Source organism: Methylobacterium sp. OAE515 (genome assembly GCF_041806315.1).
Taxonomy (GTDB): domain Bacteria; phylum Pseudomonadota; class Alphaproteobacteria; order Rhizobiales; family Beijerinckiaceae; genus Methylobacterium; species Methylobacterium tardum.
Window position 1 is genome coordinate 2,453,873 of the sequence record NZ_JBGMUV010000001.1, and the last position, 18,033, is coordinate 2,471,905.

Genomic DNA, 18,033 nt, shown 5'->3' on the forward strand with positions numbered 1-18,033 from the left:
GGCTCCCGCGTGAGCCGGGTCCGTCGACGGGCGGCCTCGAATGCGGCCTCATCCCGGAGATGCCCTTGCGCCTCGACCGCCGACTGCTGCTCGCCGGACTGGGGAGCGCCTTCGGTCTGCGCTCCGCGCGGGCTGAGAGCGAGGGAACGTCGCAAGCCTCTCCCCAGGCGGCCCCGCACGAGGCGATCCGCGCACTGCCGCGCTCGCTGCCGGGAGCGGATCTGCAGGTAATCGATCTCTGGCCCGGCGCTCCGCCGGGCGGCGGCAGCGGACCCGACGCCGACGGGTATCGCTACGTTGAGGGGACCTTCGGCGACATCACCCGCGTGGCCCGGCCCTGCCTCTTGGTCATGCGGCCGGCCAATGCCAACGGCGCGGCGGTGATCGTCGCGGCGGGGGGCGGATACGAGTTCATCGCGCTCGGCAACGAGGGCGTTCCGGTCGGTCGGGTGCTCAACGCGGCGGGCATCACGGTCTTCCTGCTGATCTATCGTTTGCCCGCCGAGGGCTGGGGGGCGGGGCCGGACGCCCCGCGGCAGGACGCGCAGCGCGCCCTCCGGCTGGTTCGGGCGCGCGGAACGGAGCTCGGCGTGGACCCCGCGCGGGTAGGCGTCCTCGGCTTCTCGGCGGGCGGACATCTGATGGGCGAGACGGCGGTGGGCAGCGCCCTCGACCTCTACCCGGGCGTCGACGCGGTGGATTCCCAGCCGGTGCGGCCGGCCCTTGCCGGGCTGATCTACCCGGTCATCACCATGCGCAAGCCGTTCGACCGGACCCACACCCGCCGAATCCTGGTGGGCGACGAGGTCACGCCCCTGGAGATGAAGACCTACTCGGTCGACCTGCAGGTCGGGCCGGAGACGCCGCCGACCTTCCTGGTGCAGGCGATCGACGATCCCGTGGCGGTGGCCGACCACCCGCTGCTGATGTTCTCCGCCCTGCGCAAGGCGCGGGTTCCGGCCGAGCTCCACCTGTTCGAGCGAGGCGGCCACGGGTTTGGTCTGGGCGCGCCCGGCACGCCCGTGGCTGCCTGGCCCGGCCTGTTCCTGGCCTGGATCCGGCTGCACGGCTTCCTGCGGAGCTGATCCCTCAGCTCTCGCTGGTGTTCAGGCGGTGCAGCTTGGCGACCTTCGGCCGGCTGGTGCGGAACTGGCCCCGCTCCACCGACACGAACACGACGATCGCGATGGCGAGCGTCGTGAGCCACCAGATCGCCGTCAGGCCGACGCCGAGACACGCGACCGTGAAGGCGGCCGCGAAGCAGCCCATCGCGCCCGGGACCAGGGCCGGCCCGTCCCGTCCCGCCCGCCGGATCGAGGCGTAGAGCGCGAAGGCGGCCGCCAGCGCCCCGACGATGCCGAGCTCGTACCAGAACTCGAACAGCGCCGTGGTCGGCGCATTCAGCGGCAGAAGCCCGACCAGACGCCCGCGCAGGGCCGTCTCGAAACCGTGGCCGGTGATCAGCCGCACCGGGTCGGTGGTCACCACCTTCTGCCAGCTCTTCAGCGACAGCACCGCCGGGGCGAGGGGTCCCAGGATGGTCGCGCCGACCGGGCGCGCCAGGAAGGGCAGCAGCGGCGCCACGGCCAGCAGCAGGGCCGACAGGGTCGCCGTCAGGGTGACGCCGAGCTTCGGCCGGTAGCTCGTAACTGCGAAGGCGAGGGCGCCGACCGCGAGGGCGGCGATCTGGGTCGCATCCGGCTGGACCGTGAGGGCGAGGGCGACGAGGAGGGCGAGCCCGAGGGCCTCGCGGTCGCGGCGCCTGGACCGGAGCCAGGCCAGAGCCGGCCAGACGAGGAGGATCAGCAGGACGAGGCCGCGATCCAGGGCGCCGTCATCCTCGGTGCCGGACGGCGCCATATGAGCCCCGAAGACGCCGAGCACGATCGCCACGATGGCGCCTGCCACGACGCCGAGTGGAAGCAGATAGAGGTTCGCCGAGCGCATCCGGTCGGGCAGCGCCAGGTAGCCCAGCAGCGCCAGCCCAATCGTGGCAGCGAGGTTCGCCAGCCGTTCGAGGGCAGCCCCGGGGAACGGCGTCCAGGTCAGCGACAGGGTCGACCACAGCACAACCAGCATCCCGGCCAGGAAGGCCGGGGCAGTCAGCAGGCGGGAGGTGGCCGGCCGCACCGGACGCTGCCGCCTGTCGATGACGCTGGCGATGATCAGCAGGATCACGGCGATCGGTGCCAGGATCACGGAGGCGCGCCGCGCTACCTGCGCGAGGACGGGGAGCACGACGAACAGGCCGAAGAAGCCGATGCGCCGCAGCAGCGCGGCGGCGTCGAGCGCCGGGTCGATGGTCGTGGATTTCGACGCGCGCGGCATCGTGTGCCTTTTCCCGGACCGGGACGGTCGGATCCCTGCTCGATACGCAAGGCTCGCGCAAGCCGCTGTAGACGTTGCGCCACACTGCGCTGCGCACTTCCGGTTGCGCGCTGCCTTCAGGCGACCGTCGCGGCCGTGCGCGGGCGACGGCGCACGACCCGCCGGCCGACATCCGACACGACGCGCCAGCCGCCCCAGGCCGCGAAGAACCCGATCAGCCCGGCCGCCAAGCCGTCGGCGGTGGTGGGAACGGCCGGGCTGAAATCATGGTAGGCGGCTCGAGCGACCGGAAGGTCGGGATCGCGCAGCATGGCCACGACACGGCCAAGCGGGCTGCTCGCCGTGGCCAGGGCCTCTTGTTGGGCGCTGAGCCGGGCCAGCCGGGCGATGTCGTCGCGCGCTGCCTCGCCGCGTCGCGCGACGAGCTGGTCGGGATTCGACCGAAGCCGGTCGACGGCGCCGTCGCGGGTCGTGCCGGACGCCTGCGCGTCGGATTCCAGCACGGCCACCTGCCGGCGCAGCTCATCGGCGGCACCGCCGAGACGTTGCGCGTATTGCTGCGCGAATTCGGGCGCCTGCGCCGCGACCACGCCGCCAAGCAGGCCCAGGGCAAGGCCGAAGGTGCGGATGACGCGGAACACGGCGAAACTCCGGCGGGGTGAATCGGTCACCGACAAAGAGCATGCCGGCGGTCCCGGTTCCAGCAGCGGCTCAGCCCGGCAGGGTCAGCAGCCCCGCCTTGCCGTCGCCGCAGCCGAAGAGCAGCCGGCTGCCGCGGCTGTCCCAGGCCAAAGCCGTCACGCCGCTGCCCGGCACCGCGGGACGCACAAGAAGTTCGGCGGCATCGGTGAAGCGTACCAGCAGGATGCAGCCGTCCTCGTAGCCCATCGCCAGGACCGGCGCCTTCGGGTGGAAGGCGACCCGGGTGACCCGCGCCGGCCGGACGCCGCATTCCCGCGGGGCCTTTCCGGTTGGGCCCTCCTTCGAGTCGAACGGCCAGACGATCGCCGCCTCGGCGCCGCTGGTCGCAAGCCAGTGCCCGTCCGACGACCACGACATCGAGCGGACCTTGCCGGGATAGCCCGACATCCGCATGTGGCCGCGATCCGGCTGAAGACGCCAGCCGTGGAGGGCGTTCTCCTGCATGGTCGAGACCACGAAGCGGCCGTCCTGCGACCACGTCACGTCGATATGCGAGCCCTTCCAGCTGATCACCTCGGCGGGGGTCTCGAGGTTCGGGTACCAGAGGCTGACGCCGTTGTAGTGGGCGACCCCGAGCCGGTAGCCCTTGGGCGCGAAGACGAGGCCGCGGGCCGTCGAGGGCGCCTCGAAGCTGCGCTCTCGGCCCTTGGCGTCGCGCGCCACGACGGCGCGGCCGGCCGACCACGCCACCGCGCCGTCCGGATGGACTGCGAGCGCGTCGATCCAGGCGCCGCCCTTGGCGAGGCCGAGCTGGTCCATCGCCCCGTCGGCCCGGATCGCGACCACGCGACCGTCGTCGCCACCGGTCACCAAGCGGTCGCCGCCGCTGGCCGCAACGAGGATCCCGCTCTCGGGATGAGCGGCAACACGCGTGGCGGCGTCGCCGCGGAACAGGGCGACCGTGCCATCGCTGAGCGCCAGGGCCGGGATGTCCTTCAGGAACTGCGCGGCGACGACGTGAGCGCCGGCTTCGAGGGCGGTGACGTGCTCGGTGAGGGAGGGATTGCTGACGGAGCTGCTCATAGCGAAGGAACTTTCGTGGCGGGCGAACCGGCGCGCAAGACGAGAATGGCGGTAATCAGCGCGAGACCGCCCGAGATCGCGGCCGGTGCGATCAGGGCGTAGAGGCTGAAGATCCCGTAGGCGTGCGCCCCGAGATACGCGCCGAACAGCAGAGACAGCCAGACCAGCCCGTCGCCGACCCAGCCCAGGGGATCACCGGTGCGGGTCAACGCCTGGGCGATCTTCTGGCCCAGGCTGAACAGCGCGCCCGTGACGAAGGTCGTGCCGGCGCGGAAGCCCTTCACCTGCGCAAGGACCGCGTTCTGCGAGCCCATCGCCACGGCGACGAAGAACGCCGCGAGGCCGAGCTCAGGCGATTCGAGCCCCAGCCCAAGGCCGCCGAGGATCAGCAGCGACTCGTAGGCGAGCACGATCGGCGTCGTCCATCGCGAGGGCACCAGGATCGCCAATCCGCTGCCCAGGACGGATCCGGTGAGGAAGGCGAGGAGCAGTGTCGCGGGCAGCACCATCCGGTGAAGCTCGGCCGCCGCGCCGAAGACGGCGAGCTGCGTGGTGTTGCCGCTCATGAACGAGGTGTAGAGGCCGCCGAGGCGCACGAAACCGAGGGCGTCGACATATCCGGCAAGCCCGGTCAGCAGGAGGCCGATGCCCAGCTGCCAGGACCGGCTCACGCTTCGGCTCCGTGGTCGCGTCTCGGTAACCAGTCGTTAACCATTCCGGCCGCTTCGTTGAGGAGTGCCGGGGCGGGGTTAACGCACCGCTCACCAAACCGAAGCAATTTGATCGTAACAGGGTGAACACCCCGTCGGAGGGGACCGTTGCCCCTGCGATCCGGTCCGGGGACACCGTGCCCCCGCCGGGTGAGTGGGAGTTGCGTCATGGTTCCGTTCGCCGCCGCTTTCGTCTGCCCGTCCATGCCTGTGCTGGACTCGGCCGCCGCCACGATCCTGGTTGTCGAAGACGAGCCGACCGTGTGCGAGCTGGCCGCCGAAGTGCTCATCGACGAGGGGTATCGGGTGATCACCGCCGCGGATGCTTGGGAAGCCGAGGCGATCCTTGCCCGAGAGAGCATCGACATGCTCTTCACCGATATCGACCTCGCCCGCAATACGAACGGCCTGTCGCTCGCGCGCCGGGCGCGCAGCCTCTGCCCGGATCTTCCGGTGGTCTACACCTCGGGCGGCCGAGCCTGCCTGCCCGCCGGCGAGGCCGTCACGGATGCGGTGTTTCTGCCGAAGCCCTACCGCCCCAGCCAGCTTGTGGGACTCACCCACGACATCCTGCGCGTCGCGCACCTTCACCACGCCTGAACTGGATCTTCGAGGATCACCGCCATGTGGCGCTCCCTAAAAGCGACCGGCCTCTCTCTCGCCCTTGCGGCCGCCGCTCTGCCGGCGCGGGCTGCCTGCGATGTGAAAGGTGCGCAGATCGAGGAAGCGATCGCCGCCAAGAGCGAGCTGCGCGCGGACGCCAACGCTCAGACGGTGCGGGACCTGCGCACGTTGCGCGACGCCGCCATCGTTCTCGAGACGTACAAGTTTCCCGGAGAATGCGAGGTCCTGCTCGGGATCGCGAAGTCGTTGCTGGCCAATCCGGGCAAGACCATCGAGCAGGGCGGCGACACCGACGAGGACAAGGCCGAGGGCCTGGTCGAGGCGCGGGAGCCCAAGGACGCGTCCGGCACCAAGGCGAAGTGACGCCGGCGCCCGCAGGTCACTGACGCTCCTCTCCCACGCTGGCTCCGATCTTGGCGCGCGCCAGCGCCCGACCGAGCTTCGCGGCAATCTGTTCGCGCAGCATGTCGGCCATCTCGATGTCGACCAATCGCCAGGCGAGACCGCGCAGGCGCAGGCGTATCCGGGTCCGCTCCGTGCGGGGCGCGTCGGGGGGAATCGGGATGACGACGGCGCGAAAGCCCCGCATCTCCAGCGCCGCATAATACGGCATCAGCCGCCCGACACTGCGGATCGCGAGGCCCTCCGGTCGCGTGCCGGCCGGACGCTCCACGTCGAGCTTGTCCGGCCAGCCGTTCGCCAGCAGATCGATGACGGTCTCAGGCGTGACCATCGTCTCGGACAGGGCCAGCGCAAGCCCGTAGGCGGCATCGTTGAGGCGCTGGCGGTCACGAGGTTCCAGATCCGGATCGGTCTCCGAAGCGCTCCGCATGGCGGCCGTGATCTGGCGCACCAGGGACAGCCGGAGCGTCCGGAAGTTCACGTGGTTCTCGACATAGACGGTGTCGTGCCGCCGGACCGCCTGGGCAAGATCGTAGAGCGACCAGAGCGGACTCATCGTGAAGGCGAGCCACGCGAGGGCAATGCCGAGCGGGATCGCCAGCCAGCGCACCGCCTCAAATTCCCGGAGGCGGCGTCATGGCCGGCTCGCCCATGATTCGAGGCCGGAGAATGCCGCGGCCACGCTCTCGTAGACGGGTCGCTTGAACGGCACGATCAAGTCGGGGAGCTCGGATATCCGCGCCCAGCGCCACGCGTCGAATTCCGGCTTGTGGGCGCCGCCGCCCGGACGCTGCACGTCGATCAGATCCTCGCTGCCGAGGAGGCCGTAGGCGAACCACTTCTGAGACTGCCCGCGATAGCAACCCTTCCAGGCCTGCTTCCTGACGGCGGGCGGCAGGTCATAGGCGAGCCAATCCGGGATCTCCGCGAGCAGCTTGACCGCTTCCGGCGGAACATTGGTCTCCTCGAACAGCTCGCGACGGGCCGCGACTTCCGGATCCTCGCCCGGATCGATGCCGCCTTGCGGCATCTGCCACATATGCGGGCCGGCCACATGCTCGGGTCCGGCATCTTTGCTCCGGCGCCCGACGAAGACGCCGCCCGAAGGCGCAATCAGCGCGATGCCCACGCAGGGCCGGTAGGGCAGGGCGTCGCCCGGGTCCGAATCCGTCATCATCGCCAGGACCATAGGTCAGCCGTATCCGGCGCGGCAACGGCGATCGCCGAACGAGATCCCGGCATGGCCCCCGGATCGACTTGCCCGCTATAAAACCGACTGATCACTCAATCAGCCGTAGAGACGCGCTTGTCGCGGGCGCCGCGCAGCGCCACGCTGGCCGGCACGAGGCGAAGACCGCGCGCATCGAGATCCTTGGCCCAGCGGACAATCCGGTCGACGCTGAGGACGGATCCGCTCGTCGAGACGAGGACGAATCCGTCGGCGCGCGCTCGCGCCTCGGCCTGGGCCAGGGCCGCATCGATGGCTTCGGCGCGCGGCGTGGCATCGAGGACGATCTCGGCACGAGCGATCGGCGTCCGGCTCTTGTTGGCGGGCAGGTTGACCGGCTTCGGCCCGGTCCCGTCATCGAGGAAGCCGAGACCGCGGGCGCCGATCTCGCGGAGAACGGGCTCGAAGGCGGCGTCCGCCATCAGCTTGGAGCCCATGAAGTTCGCCACCCCGACGTAGCCGGGAAACCGCGCCAGCGCCCAGGCGAGGCGCTCGGCGTTTTCCGGTCCCTTGAGTGCGGTCAGAAGGGTCTGCGGGCCGGGATCGCTGTCGGGGTAGTCGAACGGCTCCATGGGCAGCTGGAGGAAGACCTCATGGCCGGCATCGCGGGCCCGGGCCGCGGCGCGCTCGGCCTCTCCGCCGTAGGGCAGGAAGGCGAGGCTGACGGCCGCCGGCAGACGCGCCGTCGCGCCCGCCGTGGCGGCCTGACCGACGCCGAGGCCCGTCACCACGACGGCGATGCGCGGGCCGGTGCCGGGCTCCTCGGCCCGGGCGTAGACGTCGAGCGCGCGGACGCGGCCCTCGCCGAGCTTCGGCAAAAGGCCGTGGCGTCCCGTCTCGCTGATCCGCGGATCCGGCGCAGGGGCGAGCCGCGGCGCGGTTGGCGGCGGGATCCGGATCAGCACCGCATCGGTGGGCCCGGAGCCGGCCGGACGCACGACCGTGACGCCGGACGCGGTTTCCAGCTCCTCGGCGCTCCGCTGGAGCCGGGACGCCGCGGGCGCTGGCGCTGTAGCCTGCGGATCGACGGCGGTCGGAATCGGAGCAGCGGGCCGAATCGAGGGTTCGCGGAGGGTGATCTTCGCCTCGACGCGCGGCTCGCCGCCCTGGGGATCGCCGAGCAGCAGGACGAGGCCGGCCGAACCGGCGAGGGCGATCGCGATCGCGCTGCCCGCAACCATGGGCCGGCGCAGCACCGCGACGAGGCGCTCGAACCGGCCGGCGGGTGGCTCCGGCGCCTCCGGCAGCCCGAGGGGCCGCGTGAGGATATCGTCGGTGGACTCGGTCAAGCGGATCTCTTGCGGGATCGCGGTCCATGCGCCGGCGAGCGCGGCGCGGATCCCGCTCCATTCCCGTCCGGCATGGTTAACGTTCCGCTAATGCCAGCTCCGGAAAACAAAAATCCCGCCCGGCTGGTGTGCCGGACGGGACCGCTGGTCGTCCTGTGTCTGAGACAGGATCAGTTCGGCAGGCTCGGCTTCTGCTGCTGCGCCGCCGGCGTGCCGTTGGCCGCGCCTTTCTGGATCCCGTGCAGGAAGTCCACAGCCGAGATCAGTTGCTTGTCCTTGGCCGGATCCGGCGGCACGTAGGCGGACGAACCGCCGCGCTCGTCGGTATCCTTCTGCTTGAGGTGCCCCTTGAGGCCAGCCTCACCCTTGGTCTCGTCCTTGCCCTTCAGTTCGTCGGGAACGTCCTGCAGCACCTCGACGTCGGGCTCAATGCCCTTCGCCTGGATCGAGCGGCCCGACGGCGTGTAGTAGCGCGCCGTCGTGAGCCGCAGCGCGCCGGAACCGCCGAGCGGGATGATCGACTGCACCGAGCCCTTGCCGAAGGACCGCGTGCCCATGATGGTCGCGCGCTTGTGATCTTGGAGGGCGCCGGCGACGATCTCGGACGCGGAGGCCGAGCCGCCGTTGACCAGCACCACCACCGGCTTGCCCTTGGTCAGGTCGCCGGACTTGGCCGAGAAGCGCTGCGTCTCATCCGGGTTGCGGCCGCGGGTCGACACGATCTCGCCGCGATCCAGGAACGCGTCCGAGACCATTACGGCCTGATCGAGCAGGCCGCCCGGGTTATTGCGCAGGTCGATGACGTAGCCCTTGATCTTGTCGGCACCGATATCGCTCGTGAGCTTGTCGATGGCGGCGCGCATGCCGTCGAAGGTCTGCTCGTTGAACTGGGTGAGACGGATGTAGGCGACGTCGCCGCCCTCGACCTTCGAGCGCACCGGCTTGATCTTGATCACGTCGCGGGTGAGCGTGACGTCGATCGGCTCCTTCGACTCCTTGCGGGAGATCTTGAGCTTGACGCTCGAGTTCACCGGGCCGCGCATCTTGTCGACGGCCTGGTTCAGGGTGAGGCCCTGGACCTGATCGTCGTCGATCTGCGTAATGACGTCGTTGGCGAGCAGGCCGGCCTTGGCGGCGGGGGTGTCGTCGATCGGGGTGACGACCTTGATCAGGCCGTCCTCCATCGTGACCTCGATGCCGAGCCCGCCGAATTCGCCGCGGGTGGTGGTCTGCATGTCGCGGAACGCCTTGGCGTCCATGTAGCTCGAATGCGGATCGAGCGAGGTCAGCATGCCGTTGACCGCGGCCTCGATCATCTTCGACTCGTCGGGCTTCTCGACGTAGTCGGTGCGGACCTTCTCGAACACGTCGCCGAACAGGCTGAGTTGACGATAGGTCTCGGCCGAGGCGGCCACGGCCCGCGGACCCGACAGGAAGTCGGTCTGGGTGGCCACCATGGAGGTGCCGGCACCCAGGAAGGCGCCCAGCATGATCAGGGATGTCTTGCGCATCAGCCGCGAACCTTCTCGCCAAGTACCGTATTGTTGGGGCTCTTCGCCCACCACGGCTCCGGATCGATGGAGCCGCCGTCCTTCTTGAACTCGACGTACAGGGTGCGATCGCCGTCGGACCCGCCAGGGCCCGCACCCTTCTCGCCCATGTTGCCGACCGGTTCGCCCGCGAGCACGAACTGGCCGACCTCGACGCTGATCTGATCCATCCCCGCGAGCAAAAGATAGTAGCCGTCGCCCGCGTTGATGATCAAGAGTTGGCCATAGGACCGAAAAGGGCCGGCGAACTGCACCCACCCATCCGCCGGCGAGGACACTACCGCCTTCGGGCGCGTCGCGAAGGACACGCCGCGGGTGCTGCCCCCGTTGCCGTCGGGCTGGTTGAAGCCCCGGGCCATGCGTCCGCTCACCGGCCGCGGCACTTCGCCCCGCGCGTCGGCGAAATGCATCTTGGGTGCCAGACGGGCGGGATCCCGGAAGCCCGCCGCGGCAAATCGCTCCTGCGTCACCCGGATCTCGCGCTCGGCCGCGGCCTTCGCCTCCTCGGCCGACCGTTTCGCCGCTACGACTTCCGCCTCGGTCCTGTCCAGCAGATCCTTCAGGTTCTTGGCCTGGACGCCGAGCTCTGCGGCGCGGCGCCGCTCCGCGGTGAGGCCGCTCTCGATCTCGGCTTGGCGGGCGCGCCGGGCTGCGACCAGCGCCTGAAGCCGCTGCTGCTCACGCGCCCAGCCCGCAAGGTCGTTGCTGAGGCCTTCCTTGTCCTGCGCGATCAGGCCGCGCAGGCGGATCATCTCCGCGAGATCGGCCGCCAGGGTATCGACCTCCCCGCGCAGTTCCGGGACCACCGCGCCGAGCAGCATCGACGTCCGAATTGCCGCCAGCATGTCCTCCGGGCTGACCAGCACCGCGGGCGGAGGCCTGCGTCCCATCCGCTGCAGCGCGGCCAGGATCTCGGCCACGATGCCGCGCCGGGCCTGGAGCGAATGCCGGATGGCGGCTTCGCTCTCGCTCATCGCCTTCAGGCGCTCCTCGAGGCGGCTCAGCCGCTCCTCGGTGGCTTGCGCCTGTCGTCCGGAATCGAGGAGGGCGGCGTCCAGCTTGGCGCGGTCGGAACCGATCGCGGCGATCTCGGATTCGAACTGCGTCCGCTGGCCGGCGCTGGCGGCGAGCGCGTCCTGCACTCGCTTCAGGTTCTCGGCCCGGCGGGCACGCTCCTCGTCCGCGCGCTGGATCGCCTCCGCGTCCTTCGGCGGCGGCGTTTCCGCCCAGACCGGCATGGCGAGCGACACGAACGCCGACACAGCCAGGAGCCCTGTGAGGACCCTCCGGAACGCGCGAACTTGATTGGCGTGACCAGTCGGGCCTGCGTCTGCGGTCGCCACGTCGAATCAGCCTGCTTCGCCCCGGTGATACGGGTGGCCGGCCAGGATGGTCAGGCTGCGATAGATCTGTTCCAGAGCCAGCACGCGCACGAGTCCGTGGGGCAGAGTTGCAGCCCCGAACGACAGGATCAGCTCCGCCTTCGTCCGAATTGAGGCGTCCAGACCATCGGGCCCGCCGATCGCCACGACCAGCGCCGTTCGACCGACATCGCGCCACGCGGCGACGCGCTGCGCGAGAGCCTCGCTCGGCAGATCGGCCCGACCACGTTCGTCGTACGCGACGAGGACGCCGCCGGAGGGCAGCAGAGTGGCGAGCGCCACAGCTTCCTCGCTACAACGATCGACGGCCCTCCGTGCGCGGGATTCCGGGATCTCGATGCTGTCGCAGGACGGGAAGCCGAGCCCGCGGCCCAACTGAGCGGCCCGGTCGCGGTATCGTGACGCGAGTTCGCGCTCCGGGCCGGCCTTCAGCCGCCCGACCGCTGCGAGGAGCAGGCGCAAGCGGGTGAGACGCCTAGCCGGCCGCGAGCCCGACCGGACGGTCCGCGCCCCACATCTTCTCAAGATTGTAGAAGCCGCGCACCTCGGGGCGGAAGATGTGAACCAGCACGTCGCCGGCATCGATCAGGACCCAGTCGCAGGCCGGCAGACCTTCGACCCGGGCATTCCCGAAGCCGCGGTTCTTCATCTCCTGGATGATCTTGTCGGCGATCGAGCCGACATGGCGCTGCGAACGTCCCGACGCGATGATCATCGTGTCGGCGAGCGATGTCTTGCCGGCCAGATCGATCGCGATCGTCTCCTCGGCCTTCATCTCGTCGAGGCATCCGAGGGCGAGAGCCTTCAAATCGTCCGAGCGCGCCTGACCGGATTCCTCCGGTGTCTGGACGGGGGTGCGGATCGTCTCCGTGCGGATGGTCTCGGGCAGAGTCCTAGTTCCTCGTGATGCCACGCGACCGCATCATGCCTCGTGGGATGGTATGAAATTGGCGGCTTCGGGCGCCGATTGCAACTGCGCCGCGACCTGTCGCTCACGACTTCCCTGCATTCCGTTGCGGATGGCGGTCGAGGAGAGATGCGATCGGGGACCGTGCAGGAAGACCCAGGCGGGGGGCGGCCGCAGTGCGAGCGTCGGCGCGGCCGCCTCCGGCAGACGCGTTCCCGCCAAGCGCCGCGCGGCCCGCGCGCTCAGCGGGGTCAGGGTCCAGCCGGGCCGGTCGATGACGGCGATCGGCACGCGATGCGCGATCTCGGCGAAGCCCTTCCAGCGGTGAAACGTCCCGAGCGAATCAGCCCCCATGATCCAGACGAAATGCACGCCGGGACATCGGCGGGTGAGAACGCGCAGGGTCTGCACGGTAAAGCGGACGCCGAGCGCCGCCTCGACGCCGGTCACGGCGATGCGCGGATGCCGGGCGATCCGCTCGGCTTGGCGACACCGCTCCTCGACAGGCGGCAGAGCGTTCCGACTCTTGAGCGGGTTGCCTGGGCTCACGAGCCACCAGACCCGGTCCAGCCCGAGCCGGCGCAGGGCCATCAGGGTGACGTGGCGATGGCCGGCATGGGCCGGGTTGAAGGATCCGCCGTAAAGGCCGATCCGCATCCCGGGCGCGCTCGGCGGCAGGTTCAGCCGCACGCCGGGCCTGGTGCTGGCCTCACGGGCGAATCTGACCGCTGCCGTGGACGCGATACTTGAAGGTGGTCAGCTGCTCGACTCCGACCGGCCCGCGCGCATGCATGCGCCCGGTGGCGATGCCGATCTCGGCCCCGAATCCGAACTCGCCGCCGTCGGCGAATTGCGTCGAGGCGTTGTGGGTCACGATCGCGGAATCCACCTCCGCAAGGAAGCGCGTCGCCTCGGCATCATCCTGCGTGATGATCGCGTCGGTGTGGTGCGAGCCGTAGGTCTCGATGTGCTCGATGGCCGCATCGATCCCGTCCATAACGCGGACCGCGATGATCGCGTCGAGATATTCGGTGTGCCAATCCTCCTCGGAGGCGGCAGTCACGCGCGGGTCGATCGCCTGGGTCTCGGCATCGCCCCGGACGGCGCAGCCGGCATCGACCAGCGCGGTGACGAGGGGCGCGAGATGCGTCGCCGCGCAGGCGCGATCGACCAGCAGCGTCTCGGCGGCGCCACAGACGCTGGTCCGCCGCATCTTGCTGTTCAGCAGGACGGTCCGGGCCATGTCGAGGTCCGCCGCGGCGGCGACGTAGACGTGGTTGATACCGTCGAGATGCGCGAAGACCGGCACCCGAGCCTCGGCCTGAACGCGCTCGACGAGGCCGCGGCCGCCCCGGGGCACAATCACGTCGACGCAGCCGTCGAGGCCGGCCAGCATCAGGCCGACGGCGGCCCGATCGCGGGTCGGCACGAGCTGGATCGCGTCCTCCGGCAGACCGGCATCGGCCAGACCGCGGCTCATCGCCCGGGCGATTGCCATGGCTGTCCGATGAGAATCGGACCCGGCCCGGAGGATCGCCGCGTTGCCGGCCTTGAGGCATAGGGCGCCGGCATCCGCGGTGACGTTCGGGCGGCTCTCGAAGATCACGCCGACGACGCCGAGCGGCACCGCGATGCGCTCGATCAGCAGGCCGTTCGGCCGCTCGATCGCGGCGAGCTGGCGCCCCACCGGATCGGCCAGCGATCCGACCTTCTCCACGGCATCCGCCATGGCGGAGAGGCGGCCGGGATCGAGGGTCAGCCGATCGATCAGCGCGGCGCTCTGGCCGGCATTGCGGGCCGCCGCGACATCGCGGGCATTTTCGTTCAGGATCTCGTCCCGGCTCGCCCGCAGGCGCTCCGCGATCGCCTTCAAGGCGAGATCCTTGGTCCGGGCCGAAGCCAGCGCCATCCGCCGTGCCGCGGCCCGAGCGCGACGGCCGATGGCGGCCATCTGCTCCGGAAGCGCGTCAGCCTCGGCGAAATCCGATCTCAGGTTCAGGACGGGCACTTCGGCGTCCTCGCTACGCGACGGCCGCTCATCTGGCCGAACGGGGTTGAGGGACGGTATTTGCACACCGGACGCCGCACATACAAGAGCGCTTGCTTGCCCTTCGGCTCAATAATCGATCCCGGAAAGATTAAGCAGATTGCGAGCGAACTGAATTAACTAGAACAATGCCAAGTCATCGCGGTGCACCATCCAGGCACGGCCTGGATAATTGAGCACGTCCGGAATACGGGCGCTCGGGTGTCCAATGATCAATCCGGCCTCGGCACTGTCGTAGGCCACAAGACCTCGGCCGAGCACGCGGCCCTCCGGATCACGGATCACCACGGCGTCGCCGCGAGAGAAGCTGCCCTCGATCGCGCGCACGCCGACGGGGAGCAGGCTGGCGCCACCGCGCAGGGCTTTGACCGCACCGGGATCGATGATCAGCGTCCCGCGCGGCTCCAGCGAACCGGCGATCCAGGTCTTGCGTGCGGCGGTCGGCGTGGAGCCCGACAGGAACCACGTGCAGCGAGCCCCGTCCCGCATCGCCTTCAACGGGTTCTTCCCCCGCCCGTCGGCGATGACCAGATGCGTGCCGCCGGACGCGGCAATCTTGGCCGCCTCGACCTTGGTGCGCATCCCGCCCCGCGACAGTTCCGAGGCCGGGCCCCCCGCCATCGCCTCGATCTCGGGGGTGATGCGCTCCACCACCGGCAGGTGGCGCGCGTCTGGATCGCTCTTCGGCGGCGCCGTGTAGAGGCCGTCGATATCCGAGAACAGGACCAGCACGTCGGCGTCGATCATGGTGGCGACCCGAGCGGCGAGCCGATCGTTATCGCCGTAGCGGATCTCGGAGGTCGCCACCGTGTCGTTCTCGTTGACCACAGGCACCGCGCGCATTTCCAAAAGCTTCAGCACCGTCGCCCGGGCGTTCAAGTAGCGGCGGCGCTCCTCGGTATCCTGGGGCGTCACCAGGATCTGCCCGGCGACGATGCCGTGGTGGCCCAGCGCCTCGGCCCAGTGCCGCGCGAGGGTGATCTGACCTACGGAGGCAGCCCCCTGGCTCTCCTCGAGCCGCAGGGCGCCGGCCGGCAGACCGAGCACCGTCCGCCCGAGCGCGATGCTGCCCGAGGATACGACGAGCACATCGACCCCGCGGGCGTGCAGTTCCGCGATGTCCTCGGCCAAGGCCGCAAGCCAGGCATGCCGCAGGCGGCCGGCGCCGCGATCGACCAGAAGCGCCGAGCCGACCTTGATGACGATGCGGCGGAAATCTTCGAGGGCAGGGATCATGATTCTTGTAGCGGCGGCTGGACCGACGCGGTTTGGACGAAGACCGGGCTGTTGAACAGCCACCGGGGCGCAGTGCAGCCTCGGGGCCGCCTTGCCGAGCCCTGTCAACATTCGCCGCTTCCGGTCGACCGTCACGCCTGACACGTTTTTAGAAGCGTCATCATCCCTCACGACCTCGTGAGTATTTGGCATGCCAAATGTCGATATTGCAGCGCGACAGCGCGCCGGGCCCTACGGGTGGCGCGCCGTAGCGGGCGCAGGGTCGCCCGGCCTCACGACAGACAGGACACAGATACGATGGACGCGAATCGACGCGCGTTTCTCGGGACCGCCGCGCTCGGCGCCGGCGGTCTCGTCGCTCTCACCCAGCAGGCCGCTGCGGCGGCTACCGACCACGGCGCGCCGGGCGCCGGCGGCTTCGGCCGCGACGTTCAGCAGCTCCCCCCGGGCGCTCAGGTTGCCTATCACGATCCCAAGGATGTCGGCGCCATGCCCGACTTCCACTTCTCGCTCGACGGCAACGTGCCGAAGATCACGTCCGGCGGCTGGGCCAAGGAGGCCACGGTCCATCAGTTCCCCATCAGCAAGGGGATCGCGGGTGTGCACATGTTCCTCGACCCTGGCGCTTCGCGCGAGCTGCACTGGCACGCGATCGCGGCCGAGTGGGCCTATGTGATCGACGGTCGCTGCCAGACCGTGGTTCTCGACCCGTCGGGGGCGAGCGAGATCAACAATTACGAGCCGGGCGACCTCTGGTTCTTCCCGAAGGGCCACGGCCACTCGATCCAGACGATCGGTGACAAGCCGTGCCACTTCATCCTGTCGTTCGACAACGGCGCCTTCTCGGAGCACGGCACCTTCTCGATCACCGACTGGGTGGACGTGTCCCCGAAGGACATGCTGGCAGCCGATTTCGGGCTGCCGAAGGAGGCGCTCAATGCCTTCCCGAAGGGCGAGGCCTATATCCAGGCCGGTCCGGTGATCCCGCTCTCCCAGGCGCTCGATGCGCCCTGGCCGAAGGAATCGACGCACAAGTTCCGGCTCCTCAAGGACCCGCGCGCTGTGCGCGAGTTCGACGGCGGCACCTTCCGCCTCGCCACCGTGGACGAGTGGCCGGTCTCCAAGTCGATGTCGGGCGGCGTCATGACCATCCGGCCCGGCCAGATGCGCAAGTTCCACTGGAACGTGAACGCCAACGAGTGGCACTTCTACCTGAAGGGTAAGGGCCAGGTGGCTTTGTTCGGCTCGGGCGGTCGCGGCAAGGTCGCGGAGTTCAATCCTGGCGACGTGGCCTACATCCCCCAGGGCTTCGGTCACGCGATCAAGAATGTCGGCGACGAAGACCTGGAGATCATCCAGACCTGGGACAACGGCAAGTTCGAGGAGATCGACCTCGATGCCTGGATCAAGGCCAGCCCGAACTATCTCGTGTCGAACAACTTTGCCGGCGTGCCGGCCGAGACGATCGCCAAGCTGAAGCAGGGCTGATCGCACGCACAGAAACGGATCGCCGGCAGGGCTCGCAGCGAGCGGCCCTGCCGGCGCCTTCACGCTACCAGAGCCTTCGACCTCTCACGGCTGCCAGGCAGCCTCAGGTTCCCGATCCGCCTCCGCGCTGGCGTCGATCTCGGCCTGAAGCGCTCGCAGCGCCTCCGGCACGCCCTTCCGGCTCGCCGAGGACAGGACCAGCGGAGCGCGGCCGGCCGCGCGCTTCAGCTTGGCCACCTGGCTCTTCAGGGTCTCGGCATCGAGGGCGTCGGCCTTGGAGAGCGCCACGACCTCGGGCTTCTCGGCAAGGCCGTTGCCGTAGGCCTCGATCTCGCCGCGCACCAGCTTGTAGGTCTTGCCGGCATGCTCGCTCGTGCCGTCCACGAGGTGCAGCAGCACGCGGCAGCGCTCCACATGAGCCAGGAACCTGTCGCCGAGCCCGACGCCCTCATGCGCGCCCTCGATCAGGCCCGGGATGTCGGCGAGAACGAACTCGCGCCCGTCCGAGCGGACGACGCCCAGGCCGGGATGCAGGGTGGTGAACGGGTAGTCGGCGATCTTCGGCTTGGCCGCTGTGACGCTGGCGAGGAACGTCGACTTGCCGGCGTTCGGCAGGCCGACGAGGCCGGCATCGGCGATCAGCTTCAGCCGCAGCCAGATCCACATCTCCTGGCCTTCCTGACCGGGATTGGCGTGCTTCGGGGCGCGGTTGGTGGAGGTGGTGAAGTAGGCGTTACCGAAGCCGCCGTTGCCGCCCTTGGCGAGGCGGATCTTCTGGCCGACCTCGGTCAGATCGGCGAGCAGCGTCTCGCCGTCCTCGGCGAAGATCTGCGTGCCGGCTGGGACCTTCAGAACGGCGTCAGTCCCGTTCGCGCCGTGGCAGTTCGAGCCCATGCCGTGCTCGCCCTTCTTGGCCTTGAAGTGCTGCTGGTATCGATAGTCGATCAGGGTGTTGAGCCCCTCGACGCACTCGACCCAGACGTCGCCGCCGCGGCCGCCATCGCCGCCGTTCGGGCCGCCGAACTCGATGAACTTCTCCCGCCGGAACGAGACGCAGCCGGGACCGCCGTCCCCGGAGCGGACATAGACCTTGGCTTCGTCGAGGAACTTCACGGCT

The 18,033-nt window shown here is 69.6% G+C and carries 19 protein-coding genes; 4 read left to right on the plus strand and 15 right to left on the minus strand.

Translation table 11 applies throughout. The annotated features are described in order from the left end of the window. The first annotated feature begins 65 nt into the window (after window positions 1-65). Window positions 66-1,085 (plus strand): alpha/beta hydrolase, encoded by a 1,020-nt coding sequence (locus ABIE45_RS11955; RefSeq protein ID WP_192706911.1) that lies wholly within the window; start codon window positions 66-68, stop codon window positions 1,083-1,085. A gap of 4 nt (window positions 1,086-1,089) precedes the next feature. Here the strand turns inward: ABIE45_RS11955 and ABIE45_RS11960 are convergent, their stop codons facing one another. From ABIE45_RS11960 to ABIE45_RS11975, 4 genes are all read right to left on the minus strand, one after another. Next, window positions 1,090-2,328 (minus strand): peptide ABC transporter permease, encoded by a 1,239-nt coding sequence (locus ABIE45_RS11960; protein WP_192706912.1) that lies wholly within the window; start codon window positions 2,326-2,328, stop codon window positions 1,090-1,092. Between the two features lie 116 nt (window positions 2,329-2,444). Continuing rightward, complete coding sequence (locus ABIE45_RS11965; RefSeq protein ID WP_192706913.1) at window positions 2,445-2,969, minus strand: DUF2937 family protein; 525 nt, start codon at window positions 2,967-2,969, stop codon at window positions 2,445-2,447. A 70-nt stretch (window positions 2,970-3,039) separates the two neighbouring features. Further along, window positions 3,040-4,053: a WD40 repeat domain-containing protein gene (locus ABIE45_RS11970; RefSeq protein WP_192706914.1), complete on the minus strand. Its 1,014-nt coding sequence runs from the start codon at window positions 4,051-4,053 to the stop codon at window positions 3,040-3,042. Next, entirely contained in the window at window positions 4,050-4,724 is a 675-nt protein-coding gene (locus tag ABIE45_RS11975) for a YoaK family protein (RefSeq protein WP_192706915.1), read from the minus strand. The genes ABIE45_RS11970 and ABIE45_RS11975 overlap by 4 nt, the downstream gene beginning before the upstream one ends. A 207-nt stretch (window positions 4,725-4,931) precedes the next feature. On the opposite strand from ABIE45_RS11975, the gene ABIE45_RS11980 reads away from it, so the two are divergent. Then, complete coding sequence (locus ABIE45_RS11980; protein ID WP_192706916.1) at window positions 4,932-5,363, plus strand: response regulator; 432 nt, start codon at window positions 4,932-4,934, stop codon at window positions 5,361-5,363. Window positions 5,364-5,387: 24 nt separating this feature from the next. Continuing rightward, window positions 5,388-5,750, plus strand: coding sequence for a photosystem reaction center subunit H (locus ABIE45_RS11985; RefSeq protein WP_192706917.1), 363 nt, complete (start codon window positions 5,388-5,390; stop codon window positions 5,748-5,750). A 16-nt stretch (window positions 5,751-5,766) separates the two neighbouring features. Here the strand turns inward: ABIE45_RS11985 and ABIE45_RS11990 are convergent, their stop codons facing one another. From ABIE45_RS11990 to proB, 10 genes are all read right to left on the minus strand, one after another. After that, complete coding sequence (locus ABIE45_RS11990; RefSeq protein WP_192706918.1) at window positions 5,767-6,399, minus strand: DUF2939 domain-containing protein; 633 nt, start codon at window positions 6,397-6,399, stop codon at window positions 5,767-5,769. A 24-nt stretch (window positions 6,400-6,423) separates the two neighbouring features. Continuing rightward, window positions 6,424-6,978, minus strand: coding sequence for an RNA pyrophosphohydrolase (locus tag ABIE45_RS11995; RefSeq protein ID WP_192706919.1), 555 nt, complete (start codon window positions 6,976-6,978; stop codon window positions 6,424-6,426). A 95-nt stretch (window positions 6,979-7,073) separates the two neighbouring features. After that, the gene (locus tag ABIE45_RS12000; protein WP_192706920.1) at window positions 7,074-8,306 is read right to left on the minus strand and encodes a divergent polysaccharide deacetylase family protein; all 1,233 of its coding nucleotides are present in this window, start codon (window positions 8,304-8,306) and stop codon (window positions 7,074-7,076) included. A 170-nt stretch (window positions 8,307-8,476) separates the two neighbouring features. Then, complete coding sequence (locus ABIE45_RS12005; protein WP_192706921.1) at window positions 8,477-9,817, minus strand: S41 family peptidase; 1,341 nt, start codon at window positions 9,815-9,817, stop codon at window positions 8,477-8,479. Beyond that, window positions 9,817-11,094: a murein hydrolase activator EnvC gene (locus ABIE45_RS12010; protein WP_373622871.1), complete on the minus strand. Its 1,278-nt coding sequence runs from the start codon at window positions 11,092-11,094 to the stop codon at window positions 9,817-9,819. Before ABIE45_RS12010 ends, ABIE45_RS12005 begins: the two co-directional genes overlap by 1 nt. A 111-nt stretch (window positions 11,095-11,205) precedes the next feature. Further along, a complete protein-coding gene (gene rlmH, locus ABIE45_RS12015) occupies window positions 11,206-11,700 on the minus strand; it encodes a 23S rRNA (pseudouridine(1915)-N(3))-methyltransferase RlmH (protein WP_192706922.1) in 495 nt (164 codons plus the stop codon). Window positions 11,701-11,713: 13 nt separating this feature from the next. Then, a complete protein-coding gene (gene rsfS, locus ABIE45_RS12020; RefSeq protein ID WP_192706923.1) occupies window positions 11,714-12,151 on the minus strand; it encodes a ribosome silencing factor in 438 nt (145 codons plus the stop codon). A gap of 9 nt (window positions 12,152-12,160) precedes the next feature. Beyond that, window positions 12,161-12,835 carry a nicotinate-nucleotide adenylyltransferase gene (locus ABIE45_RS12025; protein ID WP_192706924.1) on the minus strand — a complete coding sequence of 225 codons (675 nt, stop codon included), beginning with the start codon at window positions 12,833-12,835 and terminating at the stop codon, window positions 12,161-12,163. Between the two features lie 19 nt (window positions 12,836-12,854). Next, complete coding sequence (locus ABIE45_RS12030; RefSeq protein ID WP_192706925.1) at window positions 12,855-14,153, minus strand: glutamate-5-semialdehyde dehydrogenase; 1,299 nt, start codon at window positions 14,151-14,153, stop codon at window positions 12,855-12,857. A gap of 159 nt (window positions 14,154-14,312) precedes the next feature. Continuing rightward, a complete protein-coding gene (proB, locus tag ABIE45_RS12035) occupies window positions 14,313-15,428 on the minus strand; it encodes a glutamate 5-kinase (RefSeq protein ID WP_192706926.1) in 1,116 nt (371 codons plus the stop codon). 297 nt (window positions 15,429-15,725) lie between these two features. Between proB and ABIE45_RS12040 the strand changes: the two genes are divergently transcribed. Next, complete coding sequence (locus ABIE45_RS12040) at window positions 15,726-16,916, plus strand: cupin domain-containing protein (protein ID WP_192706927.1); 1,191 nt, start codon at window positions 15,726-15,728, stop codon at window positions 16,914-16,916. 84 nt (window positions 16,917-17,000) lie between these two features. Here the strand turns inward: ABIE45_RS12040 and obgE are convergent, their stop codons facing one another. Continuing rightward, window positions 17,001-18,029 (minus strand): GTPase ObgE, encoded by a 1,029-nt coding sequence (obgE, locus tag ABIE45_RS12045; RefSeq protein ID WP_192706928.1) that lies wholly within the window; start codon window positions 18,027-18,029, stop codon window positions 17,001-17,003. Window positions 18,030-18,033 lie beyond the last annotated feature (4 nt).